Raw genomic sequence first — 18,615 nt, 5'->3', positions numbered from 1 at the left:
TCACTCCATCCGCTCCAGCGCCTTCCTCTGCCGGTGCATTTCGAGGAACACCCGGTAGTCGCGGTCGAAGCGGGCGTGCGCGGCGGCGTTGGGCCGGCGCTCGCGACCTTGCTGCCGCATGCCGGCGCAGGCCTGCGCGAGCGAGGGGTAGAGCCCGGCGGCGGCGGCCGCTGCCATGCCGGAACCGGTCAGCACGGCATCGTCGCCAAGGGGCTCGACGACTCGGCAGCCGGTGGCATCCGAATAAAGCTCCATCAGGATCGGGTTGCGCGTATGCCCGCCGGTGACGTGCAGCGTGTCGATGACGAAGCCGCCGTCATTCAGCGTTTCGAGGATATGGCGGACGCCGAGCGCGATCGCCACGCAGGTGCGCCAGTAGAGCTTCGCGAGGCTGTCAAAGGATGAGTCCAGCGTCAGGCCGGAGATCACGCCGACCGCATGCGGGTCCGCGAGCGGCGAGCGGTTGCCATGGAAGTCCGGCAGGACATGCAGCCGGCCGGCAAAACCATCTCCCTGCTCGGCCCGCAGCACGGCAATACGCTCTCCGATGCGCCGGTGCATGGCGGCATCGGGCTCGCCGCCCGCGCCATGCCATCGGATGACGTGATCGAGCAGCGCGCCCGTGGCCGACTGGCCGCCCTCGATCATCCAGAAATCCGGCAACGTCACGCCCCAATAAGGGCCCCAGGCCCCTGCAAAGGACCGGCGATCCCTGGACATCGCCATGACACAGCTCGACGTGCCCGCAATCAGTGCCATGTGGCGCTCGAGCTCGTCGTCATCGGCAGCGAAGCCTCCGATGACGCCTAGCGCGCCGGCATAGGCGTCGATCATGCCGGCCGCGACCCGGCAGCTTGTCGTCAAGCCGAGTTCGCGGGCCGCCGCCTCCGTGAGCGCACCGAGGTCGGCTCCGACGGGGACCGTCCGATCCGGCAAGCCGCCATGCGACGGCAGCTCGGGCAGGCCGACGGCATCGAAAAAATCGCGCTGCCAGCCCGGCTCGGCATGCGCCAGGAACGTCCATTTGCAAGCCAGCGTGCATTGCGACCGCGCCAGCGATCCGCTGGCGCGGTAGGTCAGGAAGTCCGCGAGGTCGAAGAAATGCCCGGCGACCTGCCAGCTTTCGGGCAGATGGCGCTTGACCCACATCAGCTTGGGCGCCTGCATCTCCGGTGACATCACGCCGCCGGCATGGTCGAGGACGGCATGGCCGGTGGCGGTGCATTCGTCGGCTTCCGCGATGGCGCGGTGATCGAGCCAGACGATCGTGTCCCACCTTGCCTCACCGGTCGACGACAGCGTCAGTTGGCGCCCGCCCGTGTCGCGCGCCACGAGTGAACAGGTAGCATCGAAGCCGATGCCGACGATCGATTCCGGTGCCGCGCCGGAAACGGACAATGCGGCGCGCACTGCCGCACACACCGCCGACCAGATGTCTTCCGAATCGTGTTCGGCATGGTCAGCGCTGGGCCGATTCATCAGTATTGGATGCTCGCCGCGCCCGAGCAGCCGCCCGGTGCTATCAAGCACGCCGGCCCGCGCGCTGCCCGTTCCGACATCGACGGCGCAAACCAGCGGCTCGCTCACGGAAGCGACGCCTCCGCGAGAAGCGCGGGCAGGCTCCGCATGTCATCGAAAACCAGATCGGGCCCGAGCGTTTCAAAGGCTTCACGCAGGCGGCCCGGTCCGGCATGGGAGCCGCCGGCAAACGCAAAAACCCGCATGCCCGCGGCTTTCGCCGCCTCGATGCCGGCAGGGCTGTCCTCGATGACGATGCAAGCGGCCGGGTCTGCCGCCATCTGGCTGGCGGCATGCAAAAAGAGATCCGGAGCAGGCTTTCCGCGCTTGACCATGGTCGCACTGTAGATGGCCGGCTCCAGCAGGTCCAGAATGCCCGCGACCTCCAGCGACAATCGAATGCGCTCCGGTCGGCTGGAAGAAGCCACGCAGCGCCGGTGCGGAAGCGCCAGCAGCGTTTCGCGTATTCCGTGGATCGCCTTGAGTTCGGCGCGGAACCGCGCCGACATCAACCGGCGCGTCTCTTCCAGGTGCTCTTCGGTGAAGCGCAGGCCGTAGCGCAGCACCAGCGTCTCGCCGATCGTCGTCATCGAGCGGCCGAGGAACAGCCGGTAGGCGGTTGCCTCGTCGATGTCGCAGCCGGCGCTTGCGATCACGTCGCGGAGCACCGCGATCGAGATCGGCTCGCTGTCGACCAGAACGCCGTCGCAATCGAAGATGACCAGTTCGGTCTCGCGTTTCATGGATATTTATTCGCCTCCGGCAAGGCCGGTCGGAGCTTGCCGGCGAGATAGGATTTCAATGCGCCCCTCGCCCCCTGCTCCCACACGGCATTGAGGTTGCGGGAAAAAGCGTCCGCGAAGGCAGGCACATTGCCCATATCGCCGAAAATGTCGGAAAGCGCCAGAAAGGCCTGCGGCGACTGCCGGGCCTGAAGGGCCGCCTGTTTGAGGCGCTCCGCACTCGCGTCATTCGGCTCGATGGTCCGGCCTGAGTCACTGGTCCCCGTGCAGTAGCGGCACCACAGCGCCGAGACCAGGGACAGGCCTTTCACGCCGCCGCCAGCCTTCAACCGGTCGGCAGCCGACGGCAAGATGAATTTCGGCTGGCGGTTCGAGCCATCCTGACACAGCCGCGCAATGGTGTCGCCGATCTTCGGATTGGCGAAACGCCGCTCTATCAGCGCCAGATAATCCTCGAGCTTGGTATCCGGCACCGGCGGCACGACCGGAATGATCTCCTCCCGCTCCAGCTTTTCGAGGAAACCGCGGATCAGCGGTTCCTCCATCGCCTCGTGCACGAAATGAATGTCCATCAACGCGGCTGGATAGGCGATTGCCGCATGGCCGCCGTTGAGCATGCGGATTTTCATCAGTTCCCACGGCGCGACATCGTCGACAAGCGTCACGCCGACCTCTTCCAGCGGAGGCCGGCCGGCTGAAAACCTGTCCTCCAGCACCCATTGCCGAAACGGTTCGCAGAAAACGGGCCAGGCGTCGGTGACACCGAATTCGCGCGCGAGGATCTCGCGCTCTCGGTCGCTGGTGGCCGGCGTGATGCGATCGACCATGGCATTGGGGAATGCAACGTTCTCCTTCACCCATTGCGCCAAGTCCGGATCGACCAGCGAGGCAAGACCGGCGACCGCGTCTTCGGTGACGTGGCCATTGCCTGGGATGTTGTCGCACGACATGACGGTGAAGGGCGCGATGCCAGCCGACCGCCTCCTCATCAGGCCGGCAACGATCATGCCGAACACCGTACGCGAGGCAGCAATGTCGCGCGCATCGGCAACGATCGCGGGATGCGCCGCGTCAAACCGCCCCGACGCGGGATCAATGAAGTAGCCCCCCTCGGTTATGGTCAGCGAGACGATACGGATTGCCGGGTCGGCCAGCCGCTCAATTGTCGCCTGCGCGTCGCCAGGCTCGACAAAGTCGATCATCGCGCCGGTTACCCTTGCGCTCATATGTCCGGCATCCTGCTCGACCAGCGTCGACAGGAAATCCTGCGCGGCAAGCTTCTGCCTGCCCGTCCGCTCCGCTTCCAGCACGCCGGCACCCACGATCGCCCAGTCGTGCCCCCGTCCCGCGTTGAAAAGGTCGTCCAGATAGGCGACCTGATGCGCGCGATGAAAATTGCCGACACCGAAATGCAGAATGCCCGGTGAAAGCGCCTCGCGCTGATATTGCGGGCGCGCGATGCCTTCGGGCAGGCGGTCGAGCGTGGCGAGGGAAAGTGTCGTTGCCATCTCAGCTCATCCAGTTGCCGCCGTCGACATTGTAGGTCTGGGCGACCACGTAGTCGGCTTCCTTCGTCGCCAGAAAGATCGCCATTCCGACGAGATCCTGCGCGGTGCCCATGCGGCCATAGGGAACGGCCGCGCCGACCTGCTTCTTCTTTTCGCCCGGAGCCAGACCCTCGTGTTTCGCAAACAGGGAGTCGACATGCTCCCAATGCTCGCCTTCCACGACACCCGGCGCGATCGCGTTGACGTTGATGCCGTGCCGGATGAGATCGAGGCCCGCGGATTGGGTGAGCGAGATGATCGCGGCCTTGCTGGCGCAATAGACGCCGACCAACGCCTCGCCGCGACGCCCTGCCTGGCTGGCCATGTTGATGATCTTGCCGCCCTTTCCGCGCGCGATCATCGACCGGGCGACGGTCTGCATGGTGAACAGCGCGCCGGCGACATTGACGGCAAACAGGCGATCGTAGCTCTCGCGGGTGATATCGACGATCGGCGCCATGTCGAACAGGGCAGCATTGTTGACGAGAATATTGATGCCGCCGGCATGTTCTTCGGCAGCCTTGACCGCCTCGTCGATGGAGCTTTGACGGGTTACATCGAGCTGGAGCGCGTAGGCAGCGTCGCCGATCTGACGCGCGGTCTCACTGGCCCTGTCGAGATCGATATCGGCGATGGCGACTGTCGCGCCCTCGCCGGCATAGGCTTCGGCGAAGGCGCGGCCGATGCCGCGCGCCGAGCCCGTGATCAATGCCGATTTGCCGGCCAGACGCCCCATCAGATCGCGTGCCCGTCCGCGTCGAAACGATGAATCTTCGTCTGCTCTGGCGTGAGCCAGACTTCATCGCCGTGGTGCACGGTGAACTCGCCATCCGCGCGCGCCGTGACCTGGCCGATGCCTTCGGCCTGAATGTGAAGGAACGTGTCCGAACCCAGATGCTCGGCGACGCCGACCACCCCTTTCCAGGCACCCTCGGTGGTCGACAGCCTGATATGTTCGGGCCGCACGCCGATGGTCGCCGCGTCGTGCCTGGCAGCTTCATCGCCGGTGACGAAGTTCATGCGCGGCGATCCGATAAACCCTGCCACGAAGAGATTTCGGGGCGAACGATAGAGGTCGAGGGGCGAGCCGACCTGCTCGATGTTGCCCGCATTCAGCACCACGATCTTGTCGGCCATCGTCATCGCCTCGACCTGATCGTGGGTGACGTAGATCATGGTCGTCCTAAGCTGCTGGTGCAGTTCGCTGATTTCCAGCCGCATCGTCCCGCGCAGGGCGGCGTCCAGGTTCGACAGCGGCTCGTCGAACAGGAAGGCCGAGGGCTGGCGCACGATGGCGCGGCCGATGGCGACACGCTGGCGCTGGCCCCCTGAAAGCTGGCCCGGGCGCCGTTCGAGATAGGCGGTGAGGTTCAGCGTCTGGGCCGCTGCCCGCACCTTGGCGTCGATGGTTTCCTTGTCGGCCTTTGCCATCTTCAGGGGGAAGGCGATGTTGTTGTAGACGCTCATATGCGGATAGAGCGCATAGGACTGGAAAACCATCGCCAGACCGCGCTTGGCGGGTGCCTCGCCCGTCATGTCGGCGCCGTCGATCAGGATGGTGCCGGAGGTGGTGTCTTCCAGACCCGCGATCAGCCGCAGCAGCGTGGACTTGCCACACCCCGACGGGCCGACGAAGACGACGAACTCGCCGTCCGAAATTTCAAGGTCGATGTCGGGGATGATGACTGTCGCCCCGAAAGCCTTGTGCACGTTCTTGAGCGTGATGTTGCCCATGGCTTCCTCCCGAAACCTTATTTGACGGCGCCGAAGGTGAGCCCGCGCACGAGCTGGCGCTGCGAGAACCAACCCATGATGAGGATCGGCGCGATGGCGAGCGTGGACGCTGCCGAAAGCTTGGCCCAGAAGAGGCCCTGAGGGCTGGAGAAAGAGGCGATGAACGCTGTCAGCGGGGCTGCGTTCGCCGCCGAAAGACGGATCGACCAGAACGCCTCGTTCCAGGCGAGAATGATGTTGAGCAGCATGGTGGACGCGATGCCTGGCACCGCCATCGGCGTCAGCACATAGACGATCTCGCCCATCAGCGTCGCGCCATCCATGCGCGCGGCCTCGAGAATCTCGCCGGGGATTTCGCGGAAATAGGTGTAGAGCATCCACACAACGATCGGCAGGTTGATGAGCGTGAGGACGACTGTCAGGCCGATCCTCGTGTCGAGCAGGCCGGTATCGCGAAAGATGAGGAACATCGGCACGAGCACGCCGACGGCCGGCATCATCTTGGTCGAAAGCATCCACATGAGGATGTCCTTGGTCCGACGCGTCGGCGAGAATGCCATCGACCATGCGGCCGGGATGGCGATCAGCAGCGCGATCAGCGTCGAGCCCAACGATATGATCACCGAATTCAGGAACGGCTTGAAATAGTCGCGCTGGGTCTGGACCTCGACATAGTTCTCGAAGGTGCCGGAGGGGATAAGGCTGATGCCGGCGATCGCCTCGGGCTCGGTCTTCAGCGAGGTGACGACCATGTAGAAGATGGGAAAGAAGATCACCAGGGCGACCACCCAGGCGGCTGCCGTAGCGATCCATTTGCGGCGTGTGGAGACTGCACGTGCCATATCGTCTCTCCCTTACCTATCGAGGTTGCGGCCGACGGCGCGCATCAGGAAGATGGCGACGATGTTGGCGAGGACGACCGCGATCACGCCTCCGGCCGATGCGCCGCCGACGTCGTAGGACAGAAGCGCCGTGCGGTAGATCAGGAAGGCGAGGTTTGTCGTGGCATAGCCGGGGCCGCCATTGGTGGTGACGAGAATCTCGGCATAAACGGCGAGCAGGAAGATCGTCTGGATCAGGATCACAACCGTGATCGCCCGCGCCAGGTGCGGCAGCGTCAGATACCAGAAGCGGTTGGCGAAGTTGGCGCCGTCCATTTCGGCGGCCTCCTTCTGCTCCTCGTCGAGCGACTGCAGGGCCGTCAGCAGGATCAGGGTCGCGAACGGCAGCCATTGCCACGCAACGATGATGATGACCGACGTGAGCGGATACTGAGCGAACCAGTCGACGGGCTGGAGACCGAGGAAGCGCGAGACATCTGCCAGCACCCCGTAGCCGGGGTGCATGATCATGTTCTTCCAGATGAGCGCCGCGACCGGCGGCATCACGAAGAAGGGGGAGATGACGAGGATACGCACGATGCCCTGGCCGAAGATCGGCTGGTCGAGCAGAAGCGCCAAAGCGATGCCGCCGACGATGGTGATGAACAGCACCCCGACGACAATGAACAGCGTGTTGATGATCGCCTGATAGAAGGCCGGATCCGTATAGAAGTAGACGTAGTTGAAGAAGCCGGCGAAGCCGCGCATGGCCGGGTTCAGCATGTTGTAGTTCTGGAACGAGTACCAGATCGTCATGGACAGCGGCACGATCATCCAGATCAGCAGCAGAACGACGGCGGGGGCCATCATCAGGCGGGCAAGCGTTCTGGTTTGTCGCGTAGCCATGGCAGGGGTCCCTTGCTGGGTTCCTGGTCCGTATCGTCCGGCGAGATTTGCCGGAAAGTGCGTCCTTCGAGGCTCGCTGCGCTCGCACCTCAGGATGAGGCAGGTAGTTTGATCGAGCCAACCGCTTGTGGGGCTGATGCACGGCAGTCCTCATCCTGAGGTGCGAGCGCAGCGAGCCTCGAAGGACGCATGATCTTCCGAAAGGGCGGCCGCCCGGCCGGAGCCGGACGGCCAGGCTTCGGGAGGAAGCCTATTTGATGTAGCCGGAGCGGGTCATTTCGCGGGTCGCGACATTCTGTGCCTGCGCCAGCGCGTCATCGACCGACATCTGCCCGGCGAGAGCCGCCGAGAAGAGCTGGCCGACCGTCGTGCCGAGCCCCTGGAATTCCGGGATCGCGACGAACTGGCCACCTGTGTAGGGCACCGGCTTCACCGACGGATTGGTGATGTCGGCGGCATTCATGGCAGCAAGGGTTGGCTCCGCGAAGGGCGCGGCTTCCTTGTAGGCCTCGTTCTCGTAGAGCGAGGTGCGGGTTCCGGGCGGAACGTTGGCCCAGCCCTCCTTCTCCGCAACCAGCTCGGTATAGGCCTTGTTCGTCGCCCAGGCGATGAAGGTCTGCGCGGCGTCGGCCTTGGCCGAGCTCGCCGGCACCGCCAAGTTCCAGGACCACAGCCAGTGACCGTGATTGCCGTTGCCGGTATCGGGGAAGATCGCATAGCCGACCTTGTCGGCCACGGTGGAATCTTCCGGATTTGAGACGAAGGATGCCGCGACCGTCGCGTCCATCCACATGGCGCACTTGCCCTGCTGGAAGAGCGTCAGGTTCTCGTTGAAGCCGTTGGACGAGGCACCCGACGGGCCGGCCTCGTTCATCAGGTCGACGTAGAACTGGAAGGCTTCCTTCCACTCCGGCTGGTCGAACTGGGGCTGCCAGTTCTCATCAAACCAGCGGCCGCCATAGGAGTTCACCAGGGCGGTGATGAACGCCATGTTCTCGCCCCAGCCGGCCTTGCCGCGCAGGCAGATGCCGTTCACATCCGGGTTGTCCGCCTTGATCTTGCGCGCTGCCTCTCCGATGAATTCCCAGGTCGGGGATTCCGGCATTTCAAGACCGGAACCCTCGAACAGGTCGGTGCGGTACATGATCATCGCCGACTCGCCGTAGAACGGCGCAGCATAGAGCTTGCCGTCGACGGAAAGGCCGCCGCGAATGGCGGGCAGAAGATCATCGACGTCGTAGTCGTCACCGAGGCCGTTGAGTTCGAGCAGCCAGCCCTGCTTTGCCCAGATCGGCACCTCGTAATTGCCGATGGTCATCACGTCATACTGCCCGCCGCTGGCGGCGATGTCGGTGGTGACCCGCTCACGCAAAACGTTCTCCTCCAGCGTCACCCACTGCAGCTCGATATCCGGATGCTTGGCCGTGAAGTCTTCGGCGAGCCGCTGCATGCGGATCATGTCGCCGTTGTTGACTGTTGCGATGGTGATCGTCTCGGCGAGCGCGGAGCCCGACAGGGCGACGACGGAGCATGCGCCGAGCAGCGCAGATCTCAGTTTCATGGATATCCTCCCTAGAACCATGATGAGCAATTGCTAGTTTGTTGGGCAAATATTCAGTTTAGCTTGCCGAAAGTCAAGCCGGATTCGATGCTGCGGCGCAGCATCGAATCTCAGGCGACGGACACTTCGATGCGGGGTTGCCTCAATCCGATTGTGACGCCGCAGCCTCTGCCAGGATCCACGATCGGAAGGCGCTGATCTTCGGCAGGTTGCGGCGCCCCTGTGGATAGACCAGCCAGAAACACGCCTTGTCCTCCCACAGGAGATCGAAAGGCTGAATGAGGCGGCCCGAAGCGAGTTCGCTCGTGAAGAAAAAGGGAGTCAGAATCGCGACGCCCTGACCCGCGATCGCCGCGCGCGCCTCATTGGCCTGCGAGCCCATCTCGTTCTGTGGACGGCCCTTCAGTCCCTCCGGAGAGACGCCCGCGGCCGTCAGCCACTGTGCCCACCAAGGATCGGTCGGGGTCAGGATCGGTAGGCGCAGAAGATCGGCAGGTTCGTTGATGCCGCCGATCGAGGCTGCAAGCTCCGGACTGAGCATCGGGGTGAAAATCGTCGGCAGCAACGGATGAGCAACAAGGCCGGGCCAGTTGCCGGTGCCGACACGGATCGCAACATCCACATCTTCCCGGCTGAAGTCGACGTAGCGCGGCGACGTTTCCAGCCGGACCGCGATCGACGGATTGGCAAGCTGGAACAGACCCAGCCTCGGCGCCAGCCAGTTGGTGGCGAGCGTGGGCACGGTGCTGATCGTCAGCTTGCCCGCAACATCGTCACGCATCGTGCCGAAGGCTGCGGAGAGGACGTCGAGCGCCTGCGTCGATGCTGCGGCGAGACGAAGTCCCGTCTCCGTCAGCTCGACCTGACGGGGCCGCCGCAGGAAGAGCGGCGCCCCAACGCGCTCTTCAAGCGCCTTGATCTGATAGCTCACCGCCGCCTGCGTCATGCCGAGCTCGTCGGCAGCGCGCGTGAAGCTGCCGTGACGCGCCGCCGCCTCGAAAACGCGCACGGCAGAAAGTGGCGGCAGGTTACGATACATAAGTAATCCTTATGTCTGATGATAGACGTTTTGTTGGATTTTAGCGCCTTTTGGGACGATCTGAAACACTGAAGCATAAGCAGGATTTCAGGAAAGCAGCCCCTCATGGTTACAATAGAATCCCCGATGCGACATCCCAAGCGCACAAGGTCAAACCGGGCAGGCCTGGCGCATGCCATTCTGTCTCGATTGACGCGCAAGAAGACGAGAAGGGTAGAAATCCGCCATCTGACGGAACACATGCAAAGAGACATCGGCCTGATAGACAGCCACGATCCGCGAAGTCGAATCTAGCCGCTACATGGCAAGAAGTGCGGACGCCGTGCGCTCATCGGTAATCAGGCCGTTGACGAGCCGACCGCTGACCGCAGCGAAAATGCCGGGCAGCTTTCGCTCGCCCATGGCGAGCGCGATCACCTCGGAGGAATCCCGCGACGGGATCGGTGTCGAGGCCACGCGGTCGTTGATGACATCCTCCACCGGTCTGCCCTTGCTGTCGAACGCCCAGCCGACGATCTCGGCGACTGCGCCGGCCTTACGCAACGCCTCGAGCTCGTCCTTGGAGATAAAACCGTCCTGGTAGAGCGGCGCCTCCGGCCCGAGATCGCCAACGCCGACAAAGGTAACGTCGGCCTGGGCGGCGAGTGTCATCGTCGCGCGGATAAGTTCCTGACCGTGCAGCAAGGCGCGCTCTTCCGGCGACGAGGCGATGACCGGCAGAGGCATCGGGAAAGAGCGCGACTTGACCTTGTCGGCCATGGTGAAGACGACATTGTAGAAAGCAGCCGAACCGTCCGGCGCGATATTTCCGGTCAGCGATACGACCTTGTGCTGCTGGCATTCCATCGCAGGCAGCTTTTCGATGGCGGCCTTCAGCGTGCGCCCGGTGCCGAGCGCCATCACGATCGGCTGCTGTGAAGACAGCCGCCTCTCGATCTCGGCGGAAGCGGCTTCCGCGACGCCAAGCGTTGTCGAAGCCGATCCGGGGTCGCTGGGCACGACCTCCACAAGATCAAGCCCAAACCGCTCGCGTAACCGGGAGGCCAGTTCGAGGCAGTTCGCAATCGGATGATCGATGCGTACCTTCACCAGCCCCTCGGAAACCGCCAGCGATACAAGGCGTTGCGCAGACTGGCGCGAGACGCCGAGCTTGGTCGCAATCTGGTCCTGCGTGTTGCCAGCAACATAGTAGAGCCAGCCGGCTCGGGCCGCATCGTCGAGCCTGGATGATGTGGTATCGCGAACTGTGCTCATGGGTACCTGTGCAGGACCGGCGAAAAACAAATGATCGCCGCGCCGCAGCGATCAACTCTGGCCGCGCAGGCACGCACAGTCAATCCGTGCCTTTCGGCTGCTCCCCGTATGGTCAACCGTTATCGCGGACGACCAATACCGATGTTTTGGAATGGCGCACGACGCGGGCAGCGTTCGGACCGATCAGGTAGTCCTCAGGCCCCTCTCGTCCCGCGGCGAGCACGATCAGATCGGCCTTCACCACACCTGCATAGTGCAGGATTTGGCGATAGATCGAGCCGTGACCGACGATATGGCGATGCTTGACCTCGGCCGGCACGTGCTTGCCGGTGAACTCGTGTAACGCCTTGTTGGCGTGGTCGATCGCCTCCTGCTCGTGCCCCTTCGGGAAGAACCCGCCGACGATGGAAAGGCCATAGTCGGGCACCACCGTCATCACATGCAGCGTCGCGCCGAAGAGCCTTGCATAATCGACGGCGGTGCCAATCGTGCGCGTTTCGTTTTCGGCGTCGCCAAGATCGACCGACACCAGGATGTTCTTGTACATGATCGCACCTCCCTACGCGGCCTTCGGATTGCCGAACAGCGTCCCGCCGCGGCGGCGCTGGGTGAAGACGACCAGCCCGAAGAGCAGCAGCGCCGGAATGTAGAAAATCTCGCGCGGCATCCGCTCGGTGGTCACTTCGATGGCAGTGATCTGAACCGGACGTTCCGGATCGTAGAAATCCAGGTTCGACAGGGTGCGGCCGGCAAGGCTGTTCATGTCCATCGGCTCGTCGAGGATCGCCTTGTCATCCTGGACGGTGACATTCATGCCCATGGCGTTCTCGAAACGAGCCTCGCCGCTTTCGCCCTGGGGTCCGAGGTCGAACGCCATCGTCCGCTCGACCAGGGTGTCGGGATTGTCGAAGTCCGGACCGGTGATGACGAGACGGGCCTGCGCACCGTCGGGCTCACCTTCCATCACCTCGAACAGGCGCGTTGGCTCTACCTGCTCGTAGGGCGGCTGCACGAGGTCGAGGAAGAAGCCCGGCCGCAGCAGCATGAACGTGACGAGCAGAAGTGCTGCCGATTCCCAGAGGCGTGAGCGGGCCATGAAGAAGCCCTGCGTGGCGGCTGCAAATATCAGCATCGCAAGCGTTGCCTGGATAACCACCCAGATCGCCCCGGCCCAGCTCACGTCTATCAGCAGCAGATCGGTGTTGAAGACGAAGATGAACGGCAACAGCACGGTGCGCAGCGAATAGAAGAACGCGGTGAAGCCCGTCTTGATGGGATCACCACCGGAAACCGCCGCCGCCGCGAAGGAGGCAAGCCCCACCGGTGGCGTGACGTCGGCCATGATGCCGAAATAGAAGACGAACATGTGGGCCGCGATCAGCGGGATGAGGACGCCGTTGGCGGCGCCCAGCTCCACGATCACCGGCGCCATCAGCGAGGAGACGACGATGTAATTCGCCGTGGTCGGCAGGCCCATGCCCAGGATGAGGCTGATAATCGCGGTGAAGACGAGGATCAGGAAGATGTTGCCGCCGGAGAGAAATTCGACGAACTCCGCCATCACCTGCCCGATGCCGGTCAGCGTGACCGTGCCGACGATGATGCCGGCGGCCGCCGTCGCACAGGCGATGCCGATCATGTTGCGCGCGCCGGAAATCATTCCGACAATGAGATCGTCGAAGCCTTCGCGCATCGCGGCGCTGGTCTCAGCGCTTTGCATGCCCCTGAACATGGCCTTCAGCGGCTTCTGGGTGAGCATGATGATGATCAGCAGGATGACCGCATAGAAGGCCGACAGCCCAGGCGAACGGCGCTCGATCATCAGGAACCAGACAAGCACGAACAGCGGCAGCAGATAATGCAGCCCCGTCTTGATCACCTCGGACGCGATCGGCAGCTCCACCACGGGCGCATTGGGATCGTCGAGTTCCAGATCGGGCTGCTTGGCGGCATACCAGATCAGCAACACATAGGCCGCCAGCAGGGCAAGCAGCAGTACCGGCGCGGAAATTGCCGGCAGAAGCCATTTCACCATGTTGATCGCGTAGTAGATCGCGCCTGCCAGGATGATGATCGACAGGGTCACCAGACCTGCACGCAGCAGTGCGATCCTGGCCGGGTGCTGCACCCGCTTGGGCAGCGAGGGCATGTCGTTCTTCACCGCCTCGAGATGCACGAGGTAGAGCAAAGCGATGTAAGAGACCACCGCCGGCAGGAAAGCGTGCTTGATGACCTGCAGGTAGGAAATGCCGACATATTCGACCATCAGGAACGCGGCGGCGCCCATGACCGGTGGCATGATCTGACCGTTGACCGAACTTGCGACTTCGACCGACCCGGCCTTTTCGGCGGAGAAGCCCACGCGCTTCATCAGCGGGATCGTGAAGGTGCCGGTCGTCACCACGTTGGCGATCGAGGAGCCCGATATAAGGCCGGTCATCATCGAGGCCAGCACGGCCGCCTTGGCAGGGCCGCCCTTGAGGTGCCCCAGCAGCGCGAAAGCGAGCTTGATGAAGAAGTTGCCGGCGCCTGCGCGGTCGAGCATGGAGCCGAACAGCACGAACAGGAAAACAAAGGCCGTCGAAACACCCAGCGCAACACCGAAGACGCCACCGGTCGACAGCCACATCTGGTCCATGGCGCGCGCGAACGATGCGCCACCCCAGCGGATGATGTCAGGCACGAAGGTCGACGAACCGAAGAACACATAGGCCAGGAACACCAGTGCGACGATCACCAGCGGCGGGCCGAGGGCTCGTCGTGTCGCCTCGAGCAGGAGAACCATGCCGAGCCCGGCGGCAACAAGGTCCTGCGTGATTGGCAGGCCTGGGCGCTGGGCGAGGTCACGGTAGAAGATGAAGATGTAGAGCGCGCAGAACGCAGCCAGAATGCCCAGAAGCCAGTCGAGTAGCGGGATTCGGTCGCGCGGACTGCTGGACAGGGCCGGAAAGGCCATGAAGGCGAGGAACACGCCGAATGCCAGGTGGATGGAGCGTGTCTGCGTGTCGTTGAAGACGAGTTGCAGACCGGTCATGCGAGACAGCATGAAGGGCAGCGGCGAAGCGATGTAAAGCTGGAACAGCGACCAGCACAGCGCAACGCCTGCGATCACAAGACCGGCCGTGCCGACCGGATTGCGCGCGCCGGTATCACTCGATGCCACGAGATCCTGAAGTTCGTCGTCGGTCATGGCCGTTGTTGCCTTGCCGGCAGTCTTCGGATCGTTCGCCATCTGGGTCCCCTCCTGACGCGCACATTGCCCTAATGGGCCATGTTGATCGAAAACGGGGCGCCCGGCAATCGGACGCCCCGAATTTCTGGTTTTACTGGAGCCAGCCCTTCTCCTTGTAGTACTTCTCGGCGCCCGGATGGACCGGCGCGGAGTTGCCCTGGCCGACCATGTCTTCCGGCGTCAGGTTGGCAAGCGCCGGATGCAGGCTCTTGAAGTTGTCGAAGTCGTCGAAGACGGCTTTGACGAACTGATAGACGACCTCGTCGTCGACGGTGGCTGAGGTCACGACCGTGGCGCCGACACCGAAAGTGTTCACGTCATTGTCGGTGCCGCGATACATGCCACCGGGGATCACAGCCTTGAAGTAGTACGGATTGTCCGTGACCAGCTTTTCGACGGCCTCACCCTCGACCGGAACGATCACGCTGTCGCAAGTCGTTGTGGCTTCCTGGATAGCGCCCGCCGGATGGCCGACCGTGTAGGCGAAGGCGTCGATGTTGTTGTCGCAGAGCGCGGAGCTCTGTTCGGCCGGCGCCAGCTCGGCGGCGAGCGCGAAGTCGGCGTTGGTCCAGCCCTTCTCTGCGATCAGCAGGTCCATCAACGCACGCTGGCCGGAGCCGGGATTGCCGATGTTGACACGCTTGCCCTTGAGGTCGTCGAAGCCGGCCACGCCTGCTTCGGAGCGTGCCACGACGGTCAGCGGCTCGGCGTGAAGCGAGAACACCGAACGCAGGTCTTCATGCGCGCCACCCTCGGCAAAGTTCGCCTCGCCGTTGAAAGCGTTGTACTGCACGTCCGACTGCACGACGCCGAACTCGAGGTCGCCGCCCTTGATCGCGTTGACGTTGAAGACCGAACCGCCGGTCGATTCGACCGAGCAGCGGATGCCGTGTTCGCGGCGGGTCTGGTTCATCAGGCGGCAGATCGCGCCGCCGACCGGGTAGTAGACGCCGGTGACGCCGCCGGTGCCGACGGAGATGAACTGCTGCTCCTGCGCAACGGCGCTACCGGCGGCCAGCGAGCCGCCCATTGCCATCGCCAGGCCGAGGCCAATCAGGTTTCTGGGTTTCATATTTGCGTCTCCTTGCTCCTTGCACGTTCCCCTTAGCGGGTTGGTTGATATAACCCGGATCCCTCCGTGCGCGAGGGTCGGTTGTTCGGTCACCCGGAGGCTGCCGAAATCTCGCTGACGGCCGATGCGGGTACTCGCCAAAGCCTGCGCAAATCCGCGGCCTTTGCAACCCCACGATCGCAATCTCCTGCCTTCGCCACCGTCGCAGCGACGATTGCGGCGTTATCCGACGCCAATGACCCATCGGGCAACCAGAGATTGTTCTCGAAACCGACACGAGCGTGGCCGCCTGCGCGCGCCGCGCGCGCCATGAATTCCGTTTCGCGGGGCCCGAAGGCGCACAGCATCCACTGATGCCGATCGATGCCGTTGGAAAGGAACGCGGCGAGCTCACCGTCAGTCGCGCCCTGCTCCGTGTACCGGCCGAGCACCGCGAGCACTGCGAGCGGCCCATCCGGCAGCACGCCGCGCCCGGCAAGCGCGTCAAGGCGCGCCAGTTCGGCCGCCTCGTATATGATGATCTGATGCAGTGTGCCGGCTTTCTCCATACGCTCGAAGAGCGAGGTGGCCAGGCGCTCGTCACCGTTCTCGGGCAGGATTTCGCGCAGTGCGATCGATACGGATTCCGGCTGCAACGCGTCGATGACGGCAACCTGCTCGTCAGGTGTATAGCGTCCGACAGCTTCGGTGGTGACCTGCACGACCAGATCGTTCCCGACGGCCTTGCGCACGGCTGCGACTGCCTCGCGATAAAGCGCCGCGTCGAGCGTGTGCGCTCCGTTGCTGTCGCGCACATGTAGATGAATCATCGCCGCGCCGGCGGCCAGCGCCTCTGCCGCATCGCGCGCGATCTCGTCCGCCGTCATCGGCAGGCGCGGATGATCCGCTTTTGTGCGCCGCGCCCCGTTCGGCGCGACGGCAATGGCGAAAGGATGGGTCATCAGGCGGCGATTCCGGCCGCAGCGGTCGCTGCAGCGACTGCCCGCTGGAGCTTCTCGACGATCATGCCGACATGACCCTCGCCGATGATGAATGGCGGGGCGACCAGAACATGATCGCCGGCCCTGCCGTCGACCGTTCCCCCAGCCGGATAGACCATCAATCCCTCCTCCATCGCGGCAGCCTTGATGCGCGCATGCAAGCGCAGGGCGGGATCAAAAGGCTTCTTCGTCTCGCGATCTTCGACCAGTTCGACGCCGATGAACAGGCCACGGCCGCGAATATCGCCGATACGGGGATGGCTTGCGAACGCCTCGCCGAGACGCTCTTTCAGTCTCGCGCCCATGAGGCGGCAGTTTTCAAGGAGCCCGTCTTCCTCGATGACACGCTGGACGGCCAAAGCGCCGGCGGCTGCCGTGGCATGGCCGATATAGGTGAAGCCGTGCTGGAACGCCCCCGAGCCGCCCGTGATCGTATCGAAGATGCGTTCCGAGAGGATCGTCGCACCGATGGGCTGATAGCCGGCTCCAAGCCCCTTTGCACAGGTGAGAATGTCGGGCGCGATGCCGTCCTGCTCGCAGCCGTAGAGCGTGCCGGTGCGACCCATGCCGCTCATGACTTCATCAAGGATCAGAAGGACGCCATAGCGGTCGCATATCTCGCGGATTCGACGAAAGTAGCCCGGCGCCGGCGGCACGGCTCCCGCGGTCGCGCCCACGACCGTTTCGGCAATGAAGGCGATAACGGTTTCCGGCCCGAGCCTGAGGATTTCGGCCTCCAGCTCGTCGGCGGCGCGGATGCCGTATTCCTCAGATGCCTCGTCCGATCGACGGTGGCGGTATTCGAAACAGGGCGCGATATGGCTGGCCGGCAGAAGGATCGGCTCGTAGATCGCGCGCCGTCCCGCATTGCCACCCACCGAGAGCGCCGCAATGGTGTTGCCGTGATAGCTCTGGCGGCGCGCGATGAAGTGCCGCCGGCCGGTCTCGCCGCGTTCGAAGAAATATTGCCGCGCGAGCTTCATCGCCGTCTCGTTGGCCTCGGAGCCGCCCGAGACGAAATAGACATGGCCGAGCCCTTCCGGCGCGCGTTCGATCAGATGATCGGCAAGCGCCTCCGCCGGCTCGTTGGTGAAGAAGCCGGTGTGTGCGTAGGGCAGGCGGTCGAGCTGCGCCTTGATCGCCTCGATCACGCGACGCTCGCTGTGTCCGAGGCAGGACACGGCCGCGCCGCCGGAAGCGTCCAGATAGCGCTTGCCCGCGCTGTCGATGACGAATGGTCCATCGCCGCTCATCGCGACGGGCAAGTCGCGGGACGGTTCACGATGCAGGATGCGGGTGTGGTTCGCGCTCATGGCTTAGGCTCTTCTGGCAGATAGGCGGAGATGGCTTCGAAGGTGGCCTCGCGGCGGCGCAACGCATCCAGCGCGCCATCGCCGGCGCGCGCCAGCACCAAAATGGCCAGCGCCTGGGCGGCAGCGATCGGCCCGATGGGCGAGGCGATGTGGGCCGGGCTTTCATTAGCCGCACCAAGCGTGGCGTCGGCTAGCCGGGCAATCGGGCTCAGCGGACCGTCGGTAATGGCGACGACGCGAACGCCCGAGTTCCGTGCATGGCGCGCAACATCGACGGTCTCGCGGCTGTAGGGCGCGACCGAGACCACCACCAGACAATCGTTCTCGCGCAGATGGTGCAACTCGTCGAGCGGAGCGCTGCCGATGCCGGTCATCAGCCTCACATGCGGCATGAACAGCGACAGCGAATAGTGCAGGCTGAAGGCGACCGGGAAGCAGCTTCTGATGCCGGCGATTGCCACAGCGGGCGCGGCGACCAGCATGTCGGCGGCCTGGACAAGGCTGCGTCGCGCCTGCGGGGCGAGCGCGTGGGAAACGTTGTTCCGCTCGGCCGCGGCCATCGCGTCGAGCAGCAGGTCTTCTGCGCCCGGCCCCCGCGATCCGCTGATGACGCGGTCGGCACGATCCGAGAACGCACCCTGCCTGCCAGCGGTGAGCCATGCGCGATGGTCTGCCTGAAACGCGTCCCAATTGTCGAAGTCGAGCGCCTGCATCAGACGGGTCATCGATGTCGGTGACACGCCTGCCTCTCGCGACACGGTGCGCAGCGAATGCAGGGCGACATCCTGCGGGTTCTCTCGGACGAAACGGGCGGCGCGGCGAAGCTGCGGCGAGAATGCGCCGTAGCGGGATTCGATGCGCTGCCAAATCTCCTGAAGGCTCACGACGCTTCCAC

At 64.0% G+C, this 18,615-nt stretch carries 16 protein-coding genes; all 16 read right to left on the bottom strand.

Annotated elements, in window-relative coordinates:
• The 16 genes from V1479_RS02695 to V1479_RS02620 all read right to left on the bottom strand — a co-directional run bounded on the left by V1479_RS02695 (window position 1) and on the right by V1479_RS02620 (window position 18,604).
• Entirely contained in the window at window positions 1-1,587 is a 1,587-nt protein-coding gene (locus tag V1479_RS02695; protein ID WP_368801545.1) for an FGGY-family carbohydrate kinase, read from the bottom strand.
• Window positions 1,584-2,261: an HAD family hydrolase gene (locus V1479_RS02690; RefSeq protein WP_368801544.1), complete on the bottom strand. Its 678-nt coding sequence runs from the start codon at window positions 2,259-2,261 to the stop codon at window positions 1,584-1,586. Before V1479_RS02690 ends, V1479_RS02695 begins: the two co-directional genes overlap by 4 nt.
• Window positions 2,258-3,769 carry a mannitol dehydrogenase family protein gene (locus V1479_RS02685; protein WP_368801543.1) on the bottom strand — a complete coding sequence of 504 codons (1,512 nt, stop codon included), beginning with the start codon at window positions 3,767-3,769 and terminating at the stop codon, window positions 2,258-2,260. Before V1479_RS02685 ends, V1479_RS02690 begins: the two co-directional genes overlap by 4 nt.
• 1 nt (window position 3,770) lies before the next feature.
• The gene (locus V1479_RS02680; RefSeq protein ID WP_368801542.1) at window positions 3,771-4,544 is read right to left on the bottom strand and encodes an L-iditol 2-dehydrogenase; all 774 of its coding nucleotides are present in this window, start codon (window positions 4,542-4,544) and stop codon (window positions 3,771-3,773) included.
• Window positions 4,544-5,542: an ABC transporter ATP-binding protein gene (locus tag V1479_RS02675; RefSeq protein ID WP_368801541.1), complete on the bottom strand. Its 999-nt coding sequence runs from the start codon at window positions 5,540-5,542 to the stop codon at window positions 4,544-4,546. The genes V1479_RS02680 and V1479_RS02675 overlap by 1 nt, the downstream gene beginning before the upstream one ends.
• Before the next feature lie 17 nt (window positions 5,543-5,559).
• Window positions 5,560-6,384, bottom strand: coding sequence for a carbohydrate ABC transporter permease (locus tag V1479_RS02670; RefSeq protein ID WP_173188324.1), 825 nt, complete (start codon window positions 6,382-6,384; stop codon window positions 5,560-5,562).
• Window positions 6,385-6,396: 12 nt separating this feature from the next.
• Window positions 6,397-7,269: a carbohydrate ABC transporter permease gene (locus V1479_RS02665; RefSeq protein ID WP_368801540.1), complete on the bottom strand. Its 873-nt coding sequence runs from the start codon at window positions 7,267-7,269 to the stop codon at window positions 6,397-6,399.
• A gap of 250 nt (window positions 7,270-7,519) precedes the next feature.
• On the bottom strand, window positions 7,520-8,830 hold the full coding sequence (locus V1479_RS02660; protein WP_368801539.1) for an ABC transporter substrate-binding protein: 1,311 nt from the start codon (window positions 8,828-8,830) through the stop codon (window positions 7,520-7,522).
• 142 nt (window positions 8,831-8,972) lie between these two features.
• Window positions 8,973-9,869 carry a transcriptional regulator GcvA gene (gcvA, locus tag V1479_RS02655; protein WP_368801538.1) on the bottom strand — a complete coding sequence of 299 codons (897 nt, stop codon included), beginning with the start codon at window positions 9,867-9,869 and terminating at the stop codon, window positions 8,973-8,975.
• Between the two features lie 297 nt (window positions 9,870-10,166).
• Entirely contained in the window at window positions 10,167-11,123 is a 957-nt protein-coding gene (locus V1479_RS02650; protein WP_368801537.1) for a sugar-binding transcriptional regulator, read from the bottom strand.
• 112 nt (window positions 11,124-11,235) lie between these two features.
• Window positions 11,236-11,670 (bottom strand): universal stress protein, encoded by a 435-nt coding sequence (locus V1479_RS02645; protein ID WP_368801536.1) that lies wholly within the window; start codon window positions 11,668-11,670, stop codon window positions 11,236-11,238.
• A 12-nt stretch (window positions 11,671-11,682) separates the two neighbouring features.
• Window positions 11,683-14,355, bottom strand: a complete 2,673-nt coding sequence (locus V1479_RS02640; RefSeq protein WP_368801535.1) for a TRAP transporter permease — start codon at window positions 14,353-14,355, stop codon at window positions 11,683-11,685.
• Window positions 14,356-14,446: 91 nt separating this feature from the next.
• On the bottom strand, window positions 14,447-15,427 hold the full coding sequence (locus V1479_RS02635) for a TAXI family TRAP transporter solute-binding subunit (RefSeq protein ID WP_173188354.1): 981 nt from the start codon (window positions 15,425-15,427) through the stop codon (window positions 14,447-14,449).
• Between the two features lie 89 nt (window positions 15,428-15,516).
• Window positions 15,517-16,368, bottom strand: coding sequence for a beta-keto acid cleavage family enzyme (locus V1479_RS02630; protein ID WP_368801534.1), 852 nt, complete (start codon window positions 16,366-16,368; stop codon window positions 15,517-15,519).
• Window positions 16,368-17,720: an aspartate aminotransferase family protein gene (locus V1479_RS02625; RefSeq protein ID WP_368801533.1), complete on the bottom strand. Its 1,353-nt coding sequence runs from the start codon at window positions 17,718-17,720 to the stop codon at window positions 16,368-16,370. Before V1479_RS02625 ends, V1479_RS02630 begins: the two co-directional genes overlap by 1 nt.
• Window positions 17,717-18,604: a MurR/RpiR family transcriptional regulator gene (locus V1479_RS02620; RefSeq protein ID WP_368801532.1), complete on the bottom strand. Its 888-nt coding sequence runs from the start codon at window positions 18,602-18,604 to the stop codon at window positions 17,717-17,719. The genes V1479_RS02625 and V1479_RS02620 overlap by 4 nt, the downstream gene beginning before the upstream one ends.
• Window positions 18,605-18,615 lie beyond the last annotated feature (11 nt).

It is taken from the genome of Neoaquamicrobium sediminum (assembly GCF_040970315.1).
Lineage (GTDB): Bacteria > Pseudomonadota > Alphaproteobacteria > Rhizobiales > Rhizobiaceae > Aerobium > Aerobium sediminum.
The sequence above is the reverse complement of the archived record's forward strand: the minus strand, read 5'-3'. Positions and strand labels throughout refer to the sequence as shown.